General features: G+C 62.2%; 19 protein-coding genes and 1 tRNA gene. 9 read left to right on the forward strand and 11 right to left on the reverse strand.

Translation table 11 applies throughout. The annotated features are described in order from the left end of the window. Positions 1-29 precede the first annotated feature (29 nt). On the forward strand, positions 30-809 hold the full coding sequence (locus HNQ36_RS07805) for a polysaccharide deacetylase family protein (protein ID WP_184083622.1): 780 nt from the start codon (positions 30-32) through the stop codon (positions 807-809). A gap of 81 nt (positions 810-890) precedes the next feature. Beyond that, entirely contained in the window at positions 891-2,057 is a 1,167-nt protein-coding gene (locus HNQ36_RS07810; RefSeq protein WP_184083624.1) for a polysaccharide deacetylase family protein, read from the forward strand. 103 nt (positions 2,058-2,160) lie between these two features. Here HNQ36_RS07810 and HNQ36_RS07815 read toward each other — a convergent pair whose 3' ends face one another. Further along, entirely contained in the window at positions 2,161-2,883 is a 723-nt protein-coding gene (locus HNQ36_RS07815; RefSeq protein WP_210311947.1) for a nitroreductase, read from the reverse strand. 93 nt (positions 2,884-2,976) lie between these two features. Between HNQ36_RS07815 and HNQ36_RS07820 the strand changes: the two genes are divergently transcribed. Next, complete coding sequence (locus HNQ36_RS07820) at positions 2,977-3,870, forward strand: LysR family transcriptional regulator (protein WP_184083626.1); 894 nt, start codon at positions 2,977-2,979, stop codon at positions 3,868-3,870. Between the two features lie 19 nt (positions 3,871-3,889). On the opposite strand, the gene HNQ36_RS07825 is transcribed toward HNQ36_RS07820, so the two are convergent. Genes HNQ36_RS07825 through HNQ36_RS07835 form a run of 3 tightly spaced genes read right to left on the reverse strand, consistent with a single transcriptional unit; the run spans position 3,890 to position 6,847 of the window. Then, positions 3,890-5,062 carry an MFS transporter gene (locus HNQ36_RS07825; RefSeq protein WP_184084121.1) on the reverse strand — a complete coding sequence of 391 codons (1,173 nt, stop codon included), beginning with the start codon at positions 5,060-5,062 and terminating at the stop codon, positions 3,890-3,892. A gap of 54 nt (positions 5,063-5,116) precedes the next feature. Next, on the reverse strand, positions 5,117-6,484 hold the full coding sequence (locus HNQ36_RS07830) for an NAD(P)-binding domain-containing protein (RefSeq protein WP_184083628.1): 1,368 nt from the start codon (positions 6,482-6,484) through the stop codon (positions 5,117-5,119). A gap of 48 nt (positions 6,485-6,532) precedes the next feature. Continuing rightward, on the reverse strand, positions 6,533-6,847 hold the full coding sequence (locus tag HNQ36_RS07835) for an ArsR/SmtB family transcription factor (protein WP_046829469.1): 315 nt from the start codon (positions 6,845-6,847) through the stop codon (positions 6,533-6,535). A 501-nt stretch (positions 6,848-7,348) separates the two neighbouring features. On the opposite strand from HNQ36_RS07835, the gene HNQ36_RS07845 reads away from it, so the two are divergent. Continuing rightward, positions 7,349-7,576 carry a hypothetical protein gene (locus tag HNQ36_RS07845; protein WP_184083632.1) on the forward strand — a complete coding sequence of 76 codons (228 nt, stop codon included), beginning with the start codon at positions 7,349-7,351 and terminating at the stop codon, positions 7,574-7,576. A 25-nt stretch (positions 7,577-7,601) separates the two neighbouring features. Further along, on the forward strand, positions 7,602-7,739 hold the full coding sequence (locus tag HNQ36_RS07850; RefSeq protein ID WP_184083634.1) for a hypothetical protein: 138 nt from the start codon (positions 7,602-7,604) through the stop codon (positions 7,737-7,739). Positions 7,740-7,886: 147 nt separating this feature from the next. On the opposite strand, the gene HNQ36_RS07855 is transcribed toward HNQ36_RS07850, so the two are convergent. The 3 genes from HNQ36_RS07855 to HNQ36_RS07865 all read right to left on the reverse strand — a co-directional run bounded on the left by HNQ36_RS07855 (position 7,887) and on the right by HNQ36_RS07865 (position 9,712). Continuing rightward, positions 7,887-8,909 carry an outer membrane protein gene (locus tag HNQ36_RS07855; protein ID WP_246395310.1) on the reverse strand — a complete coding sequence of 341 codons (1,023 nt, stop codon included), beginning with the start codon at positions 8,907-8,909 and terminating at the stop codon, positions 7,887-7,889. A gap of 363 nt (positions 8,910-9,272) precedes the next feature. Further along, a tRNA-Leu gene (locus HNQ36_RS07860) sits at positions 9,273-9,357 on the reverse strand. A gap of 112 nt (positions 9,358-9,469) precedes the next feature. Next, on the reverse strand, positions 9,470-9,712 hold the full coding sequence (locus tag HNQ36_RS07865) for a FliM/FliN family flagellar motor switch protein (RefSeq protein WP_040425918.1): 243 nt from the start codon (positions 9,710-9,712) through the stop codon (positions 9,470-9,472). Positions 9,713-9,772: 60 nt separating this feature from the next. Between HNQ36_RS07865 and lipB the strand changes: the two genes are divergently transcribed. Both lipB and HNQ36_RS07875 read left to right on the forward strand, forming a co-directional pair. Further along, positions 9,773-10,480: a lipoyl(octanoyl) transferase LipB gene (lipB, locus tag HNQ36_RS07870; RefSeq protein ID WP_184083636.1), complete on the forward strand. Its 708-nt coding sequence runs from the start codon at positions 9,773-9,775 to the stop codon at positions 10,478-10,480. Between the two features lie 153 nt (positions 10,481-10,633). Then, on the forward strand, positions 10,634-12,259 hold the full coding sequence (locus HNQ36_RS07875) for a GNAT family N-acetyltransferase (protein ID WP_184083638.1): 1,626 nt from the start codon (positions 10,634-10,636) through the stop codon (positions 12,257-12,259). 101 nt (positions 12,260-12,360) lie between these two features. On the opposite strand, the gene HNQ36_RS07880 is transcribed toward HNQ36_RS07875, so the two are convergent. Then, on the reverse strand, positions 12,361-12,789 hold the full coding sequence (locus HNQ36_RS07880) for a tautomerase family protein (protein ID WP_184083640.1): 429 nt from the start codon (positions 12,787-12,789) through the stop codon (positions 12,361-12,363). Positions 12,790-12,901: 112 nt separating this feature from the next. Between HNQ36_RS07880 and HNQ36_RS07885 the strand changes: the two genes are divergently transcribed. Then, positions 12,902-13,756, forward strand: a complete 855-nt coding sequence (locus HNQ36_RS07885) for a LysR family transcriptional regulator (protein ID WP_184083643.1) — start codon at positions 12,902-12,904, stop codon at positions 13,754-13,756. A 12-nt stretch (positions 13,757-13,768) separates the two neighbouring features. On the opposite strand, the gene HNQ36_RS07890 is transcribed toward HNQ36_RS07885, so the two are convergent. From HNQ36_RS07890 to HNQ36_RS07900, 3 genes are all read right to left on the reverse strand, one after another. After that, positions 13,769-14,068: an acylphosphatase gene (locus HNQ36_RS07890; RefSeq protein ID WP_184083645.1), complete on the reverse strand. Its 300-nt coding sequence runs from the start codon at positions 14,066-14,068 to the stop codon at positions 13,769-13,771. Between the two features lie 92 nt (positions 14,069-14,160). Then, positions 14,161-15,027: an isocitrate lyase/PEP mutase family protein gene (locus tag HNQ36_RS07895; RefSeq protein ID WP_184083647.1), complete on the reverse strand. Its 867-nt coding sequence runs from the start codon at positions 15,025-15,027 to the stop codon at positions 14,161-14,163. 7 nt (positions 15,028-15,034) lie between these two features. Next, positions 15,035-17,050, reverse strand: a complete 2,016-nt coding sequence (locus HNQ36_RS07900) for an acetyl-CoA carboxylase biotin carboxylase subunit (protein WP_184083649.1) — start codon at positions 17,048-17,050, stop codon at positions 15,035-15,037. Between the two features lie 166 nt (positions 17,051-17,216). Here HNQ36_RS07900 and HNQ36_RS07905 point away from each other — a divergent pair, with 166 nt between their 5' ends. Next, positions 17,217-19,073 carry an alkaline phosphatase family protein gene (locus HNQ36_RS07905; protein WP_184083651.1) on the forward strand — a complete coding sequence of 619 codons (1,857 nt, stop codon included), beginning with the start codon at positions 17,217-17,219 and terminating at the stop codon, positions 19,071-19,073. Positions 19,074-19,101: the final 28 nt, after the last annotated feature.

A 19,101-nucleotide genomic window follows, 5' to 3' on the forward strand; every position in this document is an offset into this window, starting at 1 on the left:
GGCGCGCAAATCCGCATTTGGAATCTGTCATGATTGTTCTTAGAGCCGCGTTGCTCTCCTTCTTCGTATCGGCGTCGATCGCCAACGCCGCCGGCTGTCCGCGCAAGGATGCGCTCGGCACCTCGCGTGTCATGACAATCGACCCGCAGACATTTCCTCGTGTCGGGCTTAAAAGCTTTCCGCAGTCCCTGCCGCTGGCGGACAGAGAGGTCGTGCTGACCTTCGACGATGGCCCCTTCCCTCCGACCACGACCAAGGTTCTGGCCGCGCTCGCCAGCGAATGTGTTCAGGCGACGTTTTTTCTGATCGGCAGGAATGCCGAAGCCAATCCGGACATCGTCAAACGGATCGCGGCGGCCGGGCACAGCATCGGCCATCACACCTGGTCGCACCAGCCGCTCGACCGGATCGGTTACCCGCAGGCGCTCGAGGAAATCAATCGCGGGATCGCCGCCGACGAGAAGGCCTTGCACGGCGAAGCCAGGCGTATCCCGTCCACGCCATTCTTCCGCTTTCCGGGCTTCGCCTCGACGCCGGCGTTGCTGAGCAGCCTTCAGTCGCGCGGGATCGCGGTTCTGGGCGCCGATCTGTGGGCCAGCGACTGGAATCCGATGACGCCGGACCAGCAGCTGCGCCTGCTGACCGAGCGCCTCGAGCACCAGGGCAAAGGCATCATCCTTCTCCATGACACCAAGGCGCAGACCGCAAAGATGCTGCCGGCGTTTCTGCTGTATCTCCGGCGCAACGGCTACAAGGTCGTTCATCTGGTCGCCTCGAAAGCGATCAAGAGCTCCATGAACAACCGATAGCGTCCCGCCTGCCCGAATTAATCCGGCGTTCAGAGCCCTGACGGTAAGCCATCAGTCTCGCGCCATGTTCACAGGTTTTCCATGCGCCGAACCATCACCGCACGCCCCGCCTCGATCCTGACGGCGTTGAGCCTGCTCACGGCTGCAGCTTCGCCGGGGACGGCGGCGGCCCATGCCGCCGATTGTCCCGGCAATCCGGACGCACTTGGCACGTCGCGCACCATCGTCGTGGACCCGAAGGAGCACCCGCGTATCGGCACCATGCAATACGGCGAGACGTTGCCGCTTCAGGATCGTGAAGTGGTGCTGACCTTCGACGACGGTCCGCTCCCGGCGCACACCAACGCCATCCTCGACATTCTCGCCGCGCAATGCGTGAAGGCGACGTTCTTCCTGGTCGGGCGCATGGCGAAGGAGTTTCCGCAGGACGCGCGCCGCATCCATGACGCGGGGCACACCATCGGCACCCACAGCGAGAACCACCCCTTCCAGTTCGGCAAACTGCCGCCGGAGCGCATGGCCGCCGAAATCGATGACGGCGTTGCGCACGTGGCCGCCGCCCTCGCCGATCCCTCCCAGCTTGCGCCGTTCTTCCGCATTCCCGGCCTGCGCCGGAGCGACGCCGTCGAGGCGGCTCTCAGCAACCGCGGGATCATGAACTGGAGCGCCGATTTCCCCGCTGACGACTGGCGAAAGATTTCGCCAACACAGGTCACGCATTTCGCGCTGTCGCGGCTGGAGGCAAAAGGCAAAGGCGTTTTGCTGCTGCATGACATTCAGGCGCGGACCCAGGCCGCCCTGCCCGTGATCCTTCAGCAATTGAAAGAGCGCGGCTATCGCGTGGTTCACGTCGTTCCCGCGACTCCGGAGCGACCCAAGACACCCACCGACCCCGCGCAGTGGGTCCCCCACTGGATTCACGGCCCGAACGTCGCCGCGAAAACGCCGGGCGGCTTCGTGTTCGGTGCGCCAGAGACCCCGCCGCACGACGCTCCGCGATCGATCCGTTCGGTCTGGCTGATGCAACAGAAGCCAGCGTTGCTGACGTCGGCCGTGATGCTGCAGCCGTCGCCGCAACTGCCGCTCTACGGAAAAGCCTCACGCACGGACATCTCAGCCGCGAGCAGGCAGCGAAGCCTTGCACGTCTTCCGGGCAGCCACCCTGTTCGGGCAAGCGAAGGGGCGTTCCGTCCGCTGACAGCGCCGATCAAGACCGGCAGCCGCGCGTTCGGGCCGAATATTCACTGAGTTCGTTCCAACAACGACCGCCCGGCACGACGCCGAGCGGTCTCAGATCCACATCATCCGTAGCGTCTGTGCTACTGGCTGTGGCAGCGCGTTCCACGAAGGATTATGCCGGTTGCCCGGCTAACGACGATAAGGTCTGAGCAGAAGCCGCGGTGAACCCACGCAATTGTGCGACGTCATCGAATGGCGCACGATCCATGACCGCTGCGTTGATCGGATGCGCCGGATCGGCATAACCCAGCGAGATTCCGCAGATGACCGCCAGTTCATCAGGCCATGCGAGGTGCGCCCGTACAGTCTTGTGAACGACGGCCCAAGCCGCTTGCGGGCAGGTCGCAAGCCCACGCTCCTGTGCCAATAACAACACCGATTGCAGAAAGATTCCAGCATCGGTCCATTGTGCGGATCCCATCGTACGATCCATCGCGAGGATCATGCCAACAGGCGCACCGAAGAAATCGTAATTGCGGACAAATTGCTGGAGACGTCCCTGCTTGTTCTCCCGGCCAATCCCGATAGCGGCGTACATGTCTTCGCCGCACTTCCGGCGGCGCTCGTCATAGGTTTCCTTCAAAGGATTTGGATAGATCGGATACTCCGGTCCCTCTCCTTTTGGATTTCTCGCGAAACTCTCGCGGACGGATGCCTTGAGACGCTTGAGGTCTTCGCCGGTCATCGCCGCGAGCTTCCATGGCTGAAGGTTGCCTCCCGACGGAGCGCGACGCGCGGTCTCGATAATGTCGCGCACAACCTCCATGGCGACAGGGCGATCAAGAAAGGCGCGCGTGGAACGGCGTCCAAGCAGGGCTTCGGTGACGGAAATCATGGATCGGTTCTCCTGAAAGGCCGATCCAAGGAATATTGATCCATTTTCCGAATTGATATACCTTATTATGGATATGATAAATCCGTTTTTCGCATGAAAAAGACAAGCTTCCTGGACGCAGAAGCCTTTCTTGTTCTCGCTGACCAGCACGGCTTCGGCGCGGCAGCACGGGAGCTTGGGGTCACGCAATCCACGATCAGCCGACGGATTGCCGGTCTTGAGGCTCGCATCGGTCATCGTCTCGTCGAGCGCACCACGCGACGCGTCGCCCTTACAGAAGCCGGTGAGTCCTATGCCAGCGAGCTTCGCGACGTGTTGCTGCGTCTCGAGAATGCCGACGCAAGGGTTCAGAGCCAGACCGCCGAACCTGAAGGACTTCTGCGCGTCACGATGCCGACCGCACTTGGCCGCGCCTGCGTCTTGCCAAGCCTGACACGGCTTGCGCAGCGGCACGCAGGCCTGCGTTTTGAACTGAATCTCTCGGACCGTTATGTCGATCTTCTCGACGGCGGGTTTGACGTGGCCATCCGGCTCGCCGCACCTACGCAATCGGGTATCGACGCCCGGCGCCTCGGCTCATTTGGCCTGCATCTTTGCGCCGCGCCAAGCTATGCGGAAAGACGCGGGCGTATCTCCGATCCCTCCAGCCTCGCCCTCCACGATTGTCTCGCTCTGCGGACCTATGCTCCCCGGATCAGCTGGACCATGACATGGCAAGGACGCACGATGGACGTCGACATTTCTCCACGCATGATCGTAAGCGACATGCTTGCCATTCACAGAATGGTTCTGGACGGCGCCGGAATTTCTCTCGTCCCGTCCTATTTGGCCGCGCCTGATCTGGCCGCTGGACGACTCGTCGAGATGCTGCCGGGAGTGGGTCTTCCGAAACTGGATGTCTACGCCGCTTTCTCGCGCGATCGTGCGAGCCTGCGAAAGGTTGCCGTGCTCCTTGAGGAACTTGGGCAAATTCCTGAGCTGATCTAGATCAGCCAAGGGCCCCCGGCTAACTGGATTGCTTCGGCTGCAGCCGTGACCAGGTGAGCGCCAAAGGTCCAAGCATGATCCCGGCAGCCAGCAGAGCGAATGCGGCGGTCCATGCCGAAGCGCTGGTCGGCCCACCGGCAAGATCGAGCGCCATTCCCACGCCCCACGATCCGAGCGCCGACAGGCCAAACCCGACCGTTGAATGCATCGCCATGGTGGCGCCGCGATAATCAGGATTTGCCGCCATGGTCATGCCCGACGTCAGCGCGCCGGAGTCAGCCGGAACCGTCAGCGCATAAAGCGCGACCAGCGGCAACAAAATCCACGGCGATTTGTCGGCCGACAGTCCAATCGCCAGGGCAACAACAGCCGAAGCGATCATGATGACCATGATCGCACGGTGGCGGCCGAACCTGAGCGCCATCTCATTGCCGAAAATGCTCGCCGGCATGGCGATGATCGAGAAGGCGACGCTGACCGCGATCGGCGACAGGATCGCGGAGCCCGCATTCTGCACGGCGACAAACGTCCAGAACGCAACAAGCCATGTCCGGATGCCGTAGAGCTCGAAGCAATGCGCGCCGTAACCGAGTACATAGCCCATGGCCGGTCTGTTGCTAATCACAGGGGCGAAATCGAGCAACCGCCCCGAGGCAGGCTTCGGCGCCACGGGCCGCAGAAACAAACACACCGTAACCATCGCCAGCGGACCGGCAGCGGTGATGACAAATGCACTGCGCCAGCCCCAGCGTTCCGCAACAAGCTGCGAGACCAGGAACGAGAGTCCGACGCCGAACGAGAAGGCCGACGTGTAGAAGGTCACGGCACGCGATGAATCACCGGGCGCGAGCCGATCGGTCAGGGCCTTGAGGCCCGGCATGTAGGCTCCGGCAAAGCCGATCCCCGCGAGACCCCAGATGGCCGCCCCTGACCATAGGCCTTGCGCGAAGATCCCGAACATCATCGTCGCGGCCGCGCTGAGCAGCGATCCGGCAATGAGGATCGTGCGGGCGTCGATGCGATCGGTCAGCGTGGCAAGGACCGGAACGGCAAGCATGTAACCGGCGGCATAGGAGCCTGCCAAAAGTCCGGCCTCGGCACCGCTGAGACGCCATTCGGGAATGAGAAACTGCGCGAGCACGGACGGCACGACAACGTGCGGAAGCAGGCTCCCGAGTTGCGCCAGACACATCGCCCAGATCACCGGGCGTCCTTCCAGTCTCTTCACTCCCAGCACCTGTCGATACTAGCCGCAACCACAGCCGGATTTGCCATCCTGCTTTGCCGCAGCATCGTCCGCACAGCAAGCATCGACGCCCGCCGGTGCGGTTCCTCCGCAGCAACTGCCTTCGCTCGCGCCAGCCGCCGGCGCACGACTGCAAACGCCCGTTTCAGGAAGGACGAGTTGAACCCGGTTCGCGGCTTCGTGATCACCGGCAATCTCGGCTGCGATCGAGCGGACCTGCTCATACCCCGTCAGCATCAGGAACGTCGGCGCTCGTCCGTAAGACTTCATACCGGCAAAGTAAAATCCCGGTTCATCCTGCGCCAATTCGCGCGCGCCGTGAGGCCTGACCGTCCCGCAACTGTGCTCGTTGGGATCGATCAGCGGCGCGAGCGCAACCGGACATTCAATCGCGGCATCGAGCTGAATTCTCAACTCGCGAACAAAGCTCAGGTCCGAACGAAATCCGGTCGCGACGATCAGCTCGTCGGCGATGACATTGCGGCCGCAGCAGGCAGAGCCGCCGCCGATCCGCAAACCATCCTTGTCCGCGCTCAGATGCGTCACGCGAAATTCCTTCTCGACCCGGATTTCTCCGGCGGCGACCAGCGCACCGAACGCTGAACCAAGCTCGCCACGGGCGGCGAGCTTGTCGTTCGCACCGCCGCCGAAAGCTTTTGCCGGATTGTCACCGCGCAGCAGCCAGATCACTTCCGTCCCCGGCGAACGGGCCTTGAGCCGCGCAAGTTCAGTCAGCGTTCCGATCGCGGAATGGCCTGCGCCAAGCACGGCGACCCGCTTTCCCGCATAACGCTGACGATCGGCTCCCCATACGTCAGGCATGCCGTAAGCGATCCTGTTCTGGTTTTCCCGCTCACCGATGGCGCTCAACCCATTGGCGCCCGCAGGATTCGGGGCATGCCATGTGCCCGACGCATCAATGACGGCGTCAGCGCGCACGGTCTTCGGTCCCTGACCGTTCTGGTAGCGAATCTCGAACGGCGCGGCCTCGCGGCCCTTTGTCTTGAGCTTGTCGAATCCGACACGGCTGATGTCGGTCACGCGGCTCGATGTGTGAATGTACGGCTTGAGTTCGGTCCTGTTGGCGAGAGGCTCCAGATAGAACTCCAGCAGTTCGCCACCGGTGGGATACTGATCGGGCGCCGGCGAATTCCAGCCGGTTGCAGCAAGCAGGCGCTGTGCAGCGCCGTCAACGTTATACTCCCACGGCGAGAACAGCTGGACGTGTCGCCACTGACGCACCGCATGGCCAATGTCGGCACCGGCCTCCAGGACAATCGGGGTCATCCCCCGCTCAAGGACATGCGCGGCTGCGGCAAGGCCAACGGGCCCTGCCCCGATCACGGCTACTGTCTTTGCGTCACTCATGATCTTCTCCCGTCAAACTAGAATTATCGAAATAGAAGCCACAAAGAATCACGCCGCGGTCTTTGCATCCTTGCACTCGGCGTCCGCGCAGCATTCGGCCACGAGGAAATCGACCAGCTCCTGCATCACCGTGTAGTTTGCGTGGCAAACAAGAGTCGTCGCTTCGCGGACCTGGCTGACGAGCCCGACCACAACCAGCGTCTTGATATGATGCGACAGGGTCGACGGCGCGATCTTCAGCTTGTCCTGCAGGCGCCCAACCGGCATGCCGGCGTCCCCTGCGCGAACCAGCGCGCGGTAAATCTTGAGCCGGGTTGGATTGCCCAGAGCTTCGAGGTGTGCGGATGCGTCGTCGAGTTTCATGGTCACAAACTTTCACTCTTCCGTACGTGAGTCAACTGTATTTCTAGAATTATCGAAATATAGAACCCAAACACCCCGGAAGCTGAAAACACAAAGTACCGTCAAAGAAATTTTGTGAAGTGGTCCGCTCGGAGGGACTCGAAGCGCACCTCAAGGCGGCGCGTCACCGCCACGTCGCCGCATGCTCGACAGGTTATGGCAAAGGCGCGCACAAACAATCGTTTTGAGCGGAAGGGCCAGGTCGGCCCCTCCTCCCAGAGCTTAGCGGTGCCGCCTGCGTTCAGTACCAGCGTCCACGGCCATACCAGCCGCCGCCGCCAAGTAGCAGAATGAGAAGCACAATGATGAGAAGCGTGGTGGTGTCCATCTGAAAATCCTCCTTCCAGCGCGGCATCGGCCACGATGGAGTTGAACTGCCTTGGAGAGACAATGCCGAATGTGTTCAGGGGTTCCACGCGGGCATGACAGGGAACAGGATGCCAGTTCGGCCGTTCGCTATTCATGTCAGACGCCACCGACTACCTCATGGCGCACGCCAAGAAGACGATCATGGAGGCCCGGCGCTTGCCGCAAGGGCCGCCGAAATTTTGGCTCAGGCATATCGGCAGCATCTATCACCTGCTTGCGAAGCAAGGTGCGTACTCGAATATCGAATTTCTTGAAGATTATCGGGCCGCGCGAAAGGCAGAGGACGATCTGCGAAAAGTGACACAGTTCGTGCTGGTCTAACCGCAGCTAACCACAGGTGCGTCAGATGATTGATCCGAAGAAGCCGACAAAGAATGAAGCGGGCGACGAACCCGAAGAGGTTTTGGATGAACCTTGGGACCATCCAGACCAAGATCCTGACGGGGCCCCCGATATCGAGGATCTCAAAAAATCTGCTGAGTAGTGATTTGGACGGCTCTGGCTGCGCTCTATACGCGATCAGCAAATCGACGTGCTGGCAGCAGATGCCATGAAAATGCTGTCGAGGACCAAAACGGAAACATCTATTCCCGCACCTACGCACAAGCTGCAGGCGCTAGAGCCAGATAGTCTAGAAGTTAAATCCTATGCCGCCGGCGGCCAGATGATGGGACGTGCCGCCGAAGCTGGTCGTCCACGGGCTGGTCGGCGCATGGGAGGGATACGCGGTGGAGCCGAACATGTGATTGGCGTCGCCGACATACAGATAGCGGTACTCGCCGAACAGATAGGCGCCGCTGCCGCCAAGGGCGAGGCGGGCACCGGCCTTTGCTTGTGCGGCAAAGGTCCAGACGGAAGAGTCGGAGTTCGAGTTGAAGTGATTGATGCCGGCTTCCAGCGGGGCGATCTGGGTGGACGTGGCGCCCTTGATGGAGACGTTGGCGGCCCCGATGCCGCCGCCGACATAGGGCGTGATGCCTTGATAAGGCGTGCGAAAGCCGACGACCATATTCGCCAGAACAACGGTGGTGCGCGTCGGGAAAGTATTGTCGAACGACTGTTCAGCAAGCCCCGTGGGGTTCGCCAGCGTCGCATGCCGCTGATTGCCCGCCAGATAGAAGCCCTCGACCTCGACGGCGGGCAGCAGATGCGTGCCATACGCCCATTCATAGCCGAGATGCGCGCCGCCGAACCCGACGCTGCCGCTGTCGGTCCGCCCCGTGGCGTTGACGGCCTGTGGGCCCCCGGCGATCTCGGGGAAAAAGGCGGTGCCGAACTGACTTACGCCGCTGCTGCCGCGGCTGCCCCCACCACCGAAAACGCCGATATAGGCGCCGCGGCTCGCCGCCAGCGACGCTGCGGGCGCCCTTGCGTACATCGCATAAGCCTGCGCGGGCGCGGTTGCCGCCACCGCTTCCTTCGCAGCGTCGCGTCCGGCTCGCGCGGCCACCGTTGCGACCTCGCGGGCCTCTCTCGTTGATGCGGCGCGTCGCTCCTGCTTTGCCTGCTTCAATTCGGTGCGCAGCTCGGAAATGGTCTGCTGCTGCGCTTTGAGCATGCGGAACAGTTCTGCGTTGGATGGAATGTCTTCGGCATGGGCGACGCTCGCCGCCATCAAGCCCGCGACCACGATGAAACATTTGCGCGCTGTCATTGATGACCCCTCTGGTTGCCAAATCATTCGCTGACACTATGGAACCTGATCTGGCGCGCAAAGGCATCACGTCCGCGAAAGCGAGCGTTTCAAGCGCGTAACCCCCAGATTTCAAGCGCGGTGTGGATTTAGGACGACTCGCGCCCGCAACGCGCATTGGGAAAAAGAACGCCAGGTTCGATCCTGACAGACGTGTCGCTGCGAACCACGGGCAACTGTAGCCGAGTTGGAGGCCATCTTCGCCGCGTGCTGGCCGCCGATGCGATGAGAAAGCTGTCGAGGATCAACGGAAACGTCGCCCGCACCGAAACGTGCAGGCGTCAGACCTGAAAGCTGAATAATTCAAGAGTATTTTGTGAGGTGTGGTGCGCTCGGAGGGACTCGAACCCCCACCCTGTTACGGACTGCCACCTCAAGGCAGCGCGTCTACCAATTCCGCCACGAGCGCTAAAAGATCAGCCCCGGATTCGCACCCGGCGCGGGATCAACCGGCGCCCATGTAACAAATCGGGGATGGGGGGACAAGGCCTAGACCGATGCTTCGGCAAGGCTTTTCCGGGCTATCTGTGATCAGGCGTCCGGGGCAACATTTGCTTGACTTCGACCGCGATGCGGTTGCGGTTGACGACCACGACGCCGCTCGCAACCGGCAGGTTGTTGGCGAGCACCTTGACCTCGTCCTGCTCGGTCGCATCCAGTTCGATGATGGCGCCGCGGCTCAGCCGCATCACCTGATGGACCGGCATCGAGGTGGTTCCGAGAACCACCATCAGGTCGACAGAGACGTTATCGAGGGTTGGCACTTTGACTTCCGCATCCACAAATGAACGATAGCTGCAGATCACCACGGTTATGGTTACCCAATGGTTAACGTGCTCCAGGCGCGCCGCGAAGACCCTGCTTTAACGTCGTTTTTCGCCCAATCTGGCCCCCCCGCCGAATGGCGGGTGACCGATTCGCCGGTGGCCTATCAGGACGCCGTCGACGTCATGGAAAAGCGGGCTGCGGACATCGCCGCCGGCCATGCTCCCGAGCTGGTCTGGCTGCTGGAGCATCCCCCGCTCTACACGTCGGGAACCAGCGCCAAGCCCGGTGACCTGATCGACGCCCGCTTTCCGGTGTTCTCGACCGGCCGCGGCGGACAGTTCACCTATCATGGCCCCGGCCAGCGGGTGGTCTACCTGATGCTCGACCTCAAGCGCCGCCGTCCCGACGTCCGCGCCTATGTCGCCAGCCTCGAGCAGTTCACGATTCGCACCCTGGCCGCCTTCAACGTGCGCGGCGAGCGGCGCGAGGATCGTGTCGGCGTCTGGGTGGCGCGGCCCGACAAGGGCCCCTCCCATGAGGACAAGATCGCCGCGATTGGCGTGCGCCTGAAGCGCTGGGTCTCGCTGCACGGCATCTCGATCAACGTCGAGCCGGATCTCACGCACTTCTCGGGCATCGTCCCCTGCGGCGTCGGAGACCCGCGCTACGGCGTCACCAGCCTTGTCGATCTCGGGCTGCCGGTCACGATGGCCGATGTGGACGTGGCGCTGAGGCAGGCCTTCGAGGACGTCTTTGGAGCCTGAGGGCTGCCGGGACAACCTTGCCAACGGCCGCCCTTCCATGGCGTAATCGGGGAACGATTACGCCGTTACGCAAGGGACCACAGCAAGAACAGCCCTTATCTGCAGACACCGCTCATTCGCGCGCCGACGCTCCCAGGAGCAAAGGTCAACGCCATGCATGTGGATGTGATCAAGACCCGGGACAAATTGCTCCGCGTCCGGAGCAATTGGGAGGCTGTGTATCAAGCGGACCCCGAAGCGCAGTTCTACATGTCCTGGACATGGATCGCAGGGTGGTTCGAAAAGCTCGGCTGCCAGTGGATCGTGCTGGCTGCGAAAGCGGACGCCAGCTCAACCGACTATGTCGGGTTCTTCCCGCTGCAATTGCGGACTGAACTGAGCCGCGACGGCAAATTCCACAACGAACTGCGCACCGGCGGCGGATATTTCGCAGGCTATACCGGTTTCATTTGCGATCCGCGATTTGAGCGCGACGTCATCCTCGCATTCGCGAACCACACCAGGCGGCTGAACTGGGCAAAACTCCATCTTGAAAACATCTTCGCGTCGCCAGAACGTCTCAAGATGTTTCTGGATGAGTTTCCTTCATCGGATTTCATCACTGAAAAAATCCAACGCCCGGATGATGGCGACGGCATCGATCACGACATCTACGTTTACGTGAATTTGCCGAGCGACTGGGATGCCTTCCTCTATGAGCGGCTCGACGCGAAGGCGCGGCGGAATGCGCGCGCCGCGTTGAGACAGGCGGAAGACGGCGAATACAGGATCACCACGCCGACAGCGGAGACGATTGAAGCGGACATCGAGGTACTCCTGAAGTTCTGGGAGTTGCAATGGGCCGCCAAGCTGGCCGCGCGGTACAATCCCAAACTTCCCATCGGCCTGATGAGCAATTTCCGCAACATGCTGCGGTGCTGTTTCGCGGACAACGCGCTGTTCCTGCCGATCCTGTGGCAGGGAGAGAACCGGATCGGCATTCAGGCCAGCCTGATCGACTGGAAGAACCGCACGCTGATCAGCCTGCTGAACGGGCGCGACATCAACGTCAAACGTCCCCCGCCCGGCTTCGTGCTTCATCTGCACTGCGTCCGCTGGGGCATTCAGAACGGCTTCAAGGTCTACGATCTCCAGACCGGGGACTTTCCTTACAAGTATGATTTCGGCGGCATCGAGCGCCGGGTCGAGTGCCTGCGCGTGAGCACGCATGACCGGCGCAATCCGCGCGGCGCACTTGAGCCCTTGAGCGTGCCGGTGGTGTTCAGGCGCGCGCAGCGAATGGAGGAAGACGGCAAGCCTGACGACGCCGCGCAGGCCTGCCTCCAGATTCTGGATATCGACCCCAATCATGCCGATGCGTCGCGGTTGCTGAAGAGTCTCGACGTCGAGCTGCGGCGCGCGGGACCGGCCAGTCTCAACGCGGCCAAGGACCTCCATCAACGCGGGCAGATCGCAAAAGCCGAAAGGGTGTATCGAGCCATTCTGGAAGCAGATCCGAAGCACACCGATGCGACCTATCTGCTCGGCGTCGCCTTGCTCCAGCAACGCAGATTCGAGGCAGCGGAGCAGCAACTCGGGCTGGCGATCGTCCTGCAGCCGAACCTCGCGACACTTTACTACAACCGCGGCCTCGCCCTGCAGCAGCTTGGACGGAATACGGAAGCACTCGCGAGCTTCGATTCCGCCATCGCGCTCAAGCCCGACTATGATCTGGCTCTGGTTCAGCGGAACAGCATTCTGAAAGCTGCCCCTCACATCGGTACTGATCGAAGTCTCTGAGAGAGAAGCACGGCAATGTCTGTCGTCGTCCTGGCCGGGCTTTGACCCGGCCATGACGAGTGATGAGCGGCTGCTCCACTCACCAGCCGCTTTTTATTTTCTCACGCCGCGGCGCTGCGTGGCGCAGCCGCGAGCTTGCCGGCGATATAACGCCGTTCCTGCGTCAGGCCGCCGAAGCCGTAGGCATCCGCACGCGCATCATGGACGTAGATGTAGCTCTCGTTGTGCAGCGGTCCGAGCAACTCATCCATCCGCTTGAATGTCGCGGCGATGAAATCGGCCTTCTCGTCCTTGCTGTTGGTCCCGTCGGAAATGTGAATATCGACCCAGACGCTGGCCAGCTTCTGCTCGACCAGCGACTGCCCGCCGGCGAACCAGTCGGCCGCATCGACGGACTGCACGATCACCGCGGTGACCTTGGGGTCCTTGTGCAGGATGTCAGCCGACAGCTTGCTGATGGCGGACGCGATATCGGCCTTCAGCGACGGAGCGTTCCGGTGTGACGTGTACTGGACTGTAATGAGGGGCATGGACTTTCTCCTGACATTTGCGCGGCAGCGCATGGAGAGAAGCTAGACCTCGCCGCATCATATTGATATCTTATCATTAGATATATCAATCATAACGATATGTGATTATGAAATGAACGCCCTTGATATTCCCACCGTTCAGGCCTTCCTGCTGGTGGCCGAACTGCAAAGCTTCACCCGTACCGCCGAGGCGCTGGGCACGACGCAGGCCGCCGTCAGCATGAAGCTGCAGCGCCTTGAGGCCACGCTCGGCAAGCGGCTGGTCGAGCGCTCGCCACGCGCGGTGCGGCTGACCGCCGACGGCGCGGCCTTTCAGGACAATGCGCGTGCGCTGATCGCCGCCCATGACCGCGCACTGTCAGGGTCCACTCCCGTGAGCCAGCAATTGACGCTTGGCATCAGCGATCACGCCGCGGGCCCCGAACTGGTGCCCATTCTCGAAAAGCTGCGCGGCGCATCGTCGTCGCTGACGCTCGCAGTGACGATCGACTTCTCGCGCACGCTGCTGGATGCCTTCGACAGCGGCGAACTCGATGCCGTCGTGGTGCGTCAGGAAGGAAGCCGGCGCGGCGGGGAAATACTCTGCACCGACGACTTCGGCTGGTTCGCCTCGCCCGGCTTCCACTGGGCCAAGGGCGACATACTGCGCGTCGCCACGCTCGCCGCGCCTTGCGGCGTTCGCGCCACCGCGGCGCGCGCGCTCGACAAGGCCCGCGTCAAATGGACCGAGGCCTTTATCGGCGGCGGCGTAAGCGCTGTCGTGGCTGCGGCCGCCGCAGGCCTTGCGGTCGCGCCGCTCGCGAAAAGGATCGCGCCCGCCGGCATGATCGATGTCGGACCGGCATTCGGGTTGCCGCGGCTCAGCGCATCGAAGGTGATGCTCTACTCGCGCGTCAGCGACGCATCGAAACGGGCGGCGCTGCGTATTCTCGCCGCGACATTCCGCAAGGAAGCCGGCGCGAGATAGCTGCGCCGACGATCAGATTGTCGGCAGCACCGAGAACCGCTCACCCGACGCGCGGAGATTCAGCATGTCCTCAGTCGCGGGTTCATTATCGATAGTCGTCACGCGCGCCATGCCGGGACCGTGCTGACATTTCGCAATCAAAGCAGCGACCGCGTCTTCCGAACCGGAGAGCACCGCTTCCACCGTGCCGTCCCTGCGGTTGCGCGCCCATCCGGCAAGATCCCGCGCGACGGCCTCGTCTTCGAACCAGGCGCGGTATCCGACGCCCTGTACCCTGCCTCGAACGATGATGTGGCGGATGACGTCGCCCATCGAACCACCCTGACTATTGGAGCATAATCTTATCCGAAAACCGGTTCCCACCCTCGGGTCAAGCCCGAGGGCATGCTTTTCGGGATCATGCCCTACTTCTTCAGTCCCAGAAGATCCGCACTGCGCGCCTTCACCTCGGCATCGCGCATCACGCGATTGGTCAGTTGCGCCGAGGGCAGTCCCTTCAGGTCCTTCGGCCGCGTGCCGTCGCGCAGCGCCTTCAGCGTATCGTAGACCGCCTGCGTCGCAACTGCGATCGGCGCATGTCCCTGATTGGCGACGCGCACGCGCTGACCGGCGAGAAAGGCCGTGTCGGCGAGTTCGCCGTCAGCGCTGCCCATGATGATCGGCAGTTTTGTCGCGGCGGCAATTGCCTGAAGTTCGGCGCGGGTTTTCAACCCGGTGAAAAACAGCGCATCGACGCCTGCCGCTTCGTAGGCTTTGGCACGCGCCACCGCGTCATCGATGTTGGTGATCGACGCAGCACCTGTGCGGCCGACGATGACCAGCGATAGATCGGAGCGGCCATCGAGTGCCGCCTTCATCTTGCCGACGCCCTCATTGATGGAGATGACTTGCGGCTTGGCCTGCCCGTACGCCTGCGGCAGCAGCGTATCCTCGATGGTCAAACCGGCTGCGCCAGCGGCCTCAAGCTCCTGCACCGTGCGCCGGACATTGAGCGCATTGCCGTAGCCATGATCGGCATCGACCAGAACGGGAATTTTTCCGGCGCGGCAGATGCGCCGCACCTGCTCGGCCAGTTCCGACAGCGTGACCAGCAGGAGGTCCGGGTCGCCGAGAATCGTCAGCGACGCGGCAGAGCCGCCGAGCAGTCCAAGCTCGAACCCGAGATCTTCGGCGATGCGCGCCGAGATCGGATCATAAACCGACCCCGGCCTGATAACGTCCTTGCCCGACAGGATGGCCCGAAAGGCTTCGCGCTTGTCCTGCGGGGCCATCACACCCTCACGCAAATTCGAGGATCAGCGCATCGACGGCCAGTGTCGCGCCCGGCGTGGCGGCGATTTTCTTTACGACGCCGTCGCGTTCGGCGCGCAGCACGTTCTGCATCTTCATCGCCTCGATCACCGCAAGGGTCTCGCCCGCCTTGACGTCCTGTCCTTCGGTCACCGCGATCGAGATCACGAGTCCCGGCATCGGGCACAGCACCTTCTTGCCGGTATCGGCAGCCGACGTCACCGGCATCAGGCGCGCGGCAGTGGCTTCGGTTTCCGTGAACACCTGCACCGGGAGTTCATAGCCCTGATAGGCGAGCCGGAAGCCGTTCGGCATCGGCCGCACCTGCACGGCGACAGGATGATCCGCAATAGTGCCCTGCCAGACCGGATCGCCGGGCTTCCAGTTCGAGAGCAGCGTCACGGGCTGACCGAGGTTTCCATCGGCAGCGATCAGGCGAATAACGATCCCCTCGCCGTCGCGCGCGACATCAAGCTGAACTTCGTTGCGGTCGAGCCAGACCGAGCGTCGCCGTTCGCGCGATACGGCGCGGCCATTCAACTGGCCGGAAATCTGCCGCTTGCGCTCGCCCAGAATGTGATCGACGGCCGCACCGACCGCGGCGATACGATGCGCGGTTTCGCCTTCCGGCGTGCGCGGGCCAAAGCCTTTGGGAAATTCCTCGGCGATAAAGCCGGTCGACAGATTGCCTTCGCGCCAGCGCGGATGATTCATCAGCGCCGACAGGAACGGGATGTTGTGGCGAATGCCGTCGATATAGAACGCATCCAGCGCCTGCGACTGCGCCTCAATGGCGGCGGCGCGGGATGACGCGTGGGTCACCAGCTTGGCGATCATCGGATCGTAATAGATCGAAATCTCGCCGCCTTCCTGCACGCCGGTGTCGTTGCGCACGGTGATGTCGCCCACCTTGCTCTCCGCAGGCGGACGATACTTCACGAGACGCCCGATCGACGGCAGGAAATTCCGGAACGGATCTTCCGCGTAAACACGCGACTCGACCGCCCAGCCGGTCAGCGTGACGTCCTTCTGCGCCAGCGCGAGCTTCTCGCCGGCTGCGACGCGGATCATCTGCTCGACCAGATCGATGCCGGTGATGAGTTCGGTCACCGGATGCTCGACCTGAAGCCGCGTGTTCATTTCGAGGAAGTAGAAGCTCTTGTCCTGACCCGCGACGAATTCCACCGTGCCGGCGGAATCGTAACTCACGGCCTTTGCGAGCGCGACGGCCTGTTCGCCCATCTTGCGGCGGGTGGCCTCGTCGAGCAACGGCGACGGCGCCTCCTCGATCACCTTCTGGTTGCGGCGCTGGATCGAGCATTCACGCTCGCCGAGATAAATCACGTTGCCGTGCTTGTCGCCGATGAGCTGGATTTCGATGTGGCGCGGATCAACGATGAACTTCTCGATGAAGACGCGGTCGTCGCCGAACGACGCTTTCGCTTCGGCCTTGGCGAGGTTGAAGCCTTCCGCGACTTCGGATTTCGAATGCGCGATGCGCATGCCCTTGCCGCCGCCGCCGGCCGACGCCTTGATCATGACGGGATAACCGATCTCGTCGGCGATCTTGACGGCATGCACCTCGTCATCGATCACGCCGAGATGGCCCGGCACGGTCGAAACCTTGGCCTTGGCCGCCGCCTTCTTCGACTCGATCTTGTCGCCCATCGCGGCGATCGCGCCGGGATTGGGACCGATGAACACGATACCCGCCGCTTCGAGCGCGCGCGGGAACGCCTCGCGCTCGGACAGGAACCCGTAACCCGGATGCACGGCCTCTGCCCCGGTCTGGCGACAGGCCTCGATAATCTTCTCCATGACGAGATAGCTCTCGGCGGCCTGCGGCGGTCCGATGAAGACGGCTTCGTCAGCCATCTCGACATGGAGCGCGTCGCGGTCAGCGTCCGAATACACAGCGACAGTCTTGATGCCCATCCGGCGCGCGGTCTTGATGACCCGGCAAGCGATTTCGCCGCGATTGGCGATCAGTATCTTTTTGAACATGGGGTTTGACTTGATCTTCTTGTCTTGAGGGCAGGACCGACCCGGGGCCAGAGGCACCTGTTTGGCATGTGCCGGGGATTGTAACAATTCCGTTGCACAGGGAAACTACATCTACTGGCCTTCGGCTTGTCGTCTCAATAGAAAACTGGCCCTGACAGGGAAACCAATGCGCTGCACAATCCTATTGACAGCTACCTGCGCCCTCGCCCTGTCGAGCATGGCGGCTTTCGCCCAAAATGACCGCCCCCGCAACCTCATTCTCTTCGTACCTGATGGCATGCGAGCACTGATGGTGAAACCGGAAACCGCGCCGGCCATGGCTGCATTGCGCGACAAGGGCGTCAATTTCGCCAATCCGCACTCGCTTTTCCCGACCTTTACCACCGCCAATGCGTCGGCCATGGCCACCGGACACTATCTCGGCGACACCGGCGATTTCAGCAACACGATCTATACCGGCTATCCGGTGGCGAACGCCAACGGAACGGTCGTGCCGTTCCTCCAGAACAATGCGGTGCTGGGCGAACTCGACGAGCATTTCGGCGGCGATTTTCTCAACGAAGAGACGATCCTGAAGCTCGCCCGCGAGAAGGGATACAGCACCGCCGCACTGGGCAAGGTTGGCCCGACCCTGATCTTCGACCACACCGACCGCGCCGACCAGCCGGGGCTGCATTCGATTGTGATCGACGACACGACCGGCGAGAAAAACGGCGTGCCACTCTCGCAGGAGATGAAGGACGCGCTGACAAAAGCCAATCTGCCACTGGTGACGCCGTCGCGCGGTGAAAGCCGAAAGGCCGGAGACTTCAAGACGCCGGGTACGCTTGTCGCCAACGTCGCGCAGCAAGCCTATTTCGCCGATGTCACCACGAAAATCATTCTGCCGATGTTCAAGGCGCGCAACCAGCCGTTCGTGCTGGTGTTCTGGTCACGCGATCCGGACGGCGCGCAGCACAACCACGGCGACAGCCTGAACACGATCACGCCCGGCATCAACGGTCCCACCTCGCTTGCAGGGATCAGGAACGCCGACGACAACCTCACGCAGATCCGCAACGCACTCGACGAGCTCGGCCTGTCGGACACGACGAACATCATCGTCGCCTCCGATCACGGTTTCTCGACCATCTCGAAGGAAAGCAAGACCAGCCCATCAACGAAGATCACCTATGACGACACCCCGAAGGGCTTTCTGCCCTTGGGATTTCTCGCCATCGATCTTGCAAAGGCGCTCAAGCTTCCGCTGTTCGATCCGAACAACAAGAACGCGCGCGTTCCCGACAACGCGCATCCGAGATTTGGCAGCGGCCTGCTCGGCGCAAACCCTGAAAAGCCCGACGTCGTGGTCGCGACCAACGGCGGTTCGGATTTGATCTATTTGCCCAAGAAGGGTCGCCAGAAGGATCGCAAGCTTGCCGGGCGCATCGTCAAGGCGCTTCTCTCACAGGATTACGTCAGCGGCATTTTCGTGGAGAACGATCTGGGGCGATTTCCCGGAACGTTGCCGCTGTCGGTATTCAACCTGCGCGGCAAGGCCGTGACTCCGCATCCGTCGATTGTCGTCAGTTTCCGTTCCTACACCTCCGGCTGCGACGAGCCGACATTGTGTACGGTCTCGGTCGCCGACACGGTGCTGCGGCAGGGCCAGGGCATGCACGGCAGTTTCAGCCGCGGCGACACCATGAACTTCATGGCGGCCATCGGGCCGGATTTCAAAACCGGCTACATCGATACCCTTCCGGTCAGCAACGCAGACGTCGGAGTCACCGCCGCGAAGCTTCTCGGCCTCGACCGCAAGCCGAAAGGCTCGCTCGTCGGCCGGGTGCTGACGGAGGCCATGCCCAACGGCGTCACGCCCAAGGGGTTCACCGGGACAATCGCAGGCCCGCGCGCCGCCAACGGCTTGCGCACGGTGCTGCAATTCCAGCGCGTACTGGATCAGCGCTATTTCGATGCGGCGGGATTTCCGGGGCGGACGGTCGGCCTTCCGGAGACAGTCAAGACAGCAGGCGCAAGGTAGCGCCTGCCGCTTTTACGCAAGAGCGCGC

This window comes from Afipia massiliensis, assembly GCF_014203115.1.
Classification (GTDB): domain Bacteria; phylum Pseudomonadota; class Alphaproteobacteria; order Rhizobiales; family Xanthobacteraceae; genus Afipia; species Afipia massiliensis.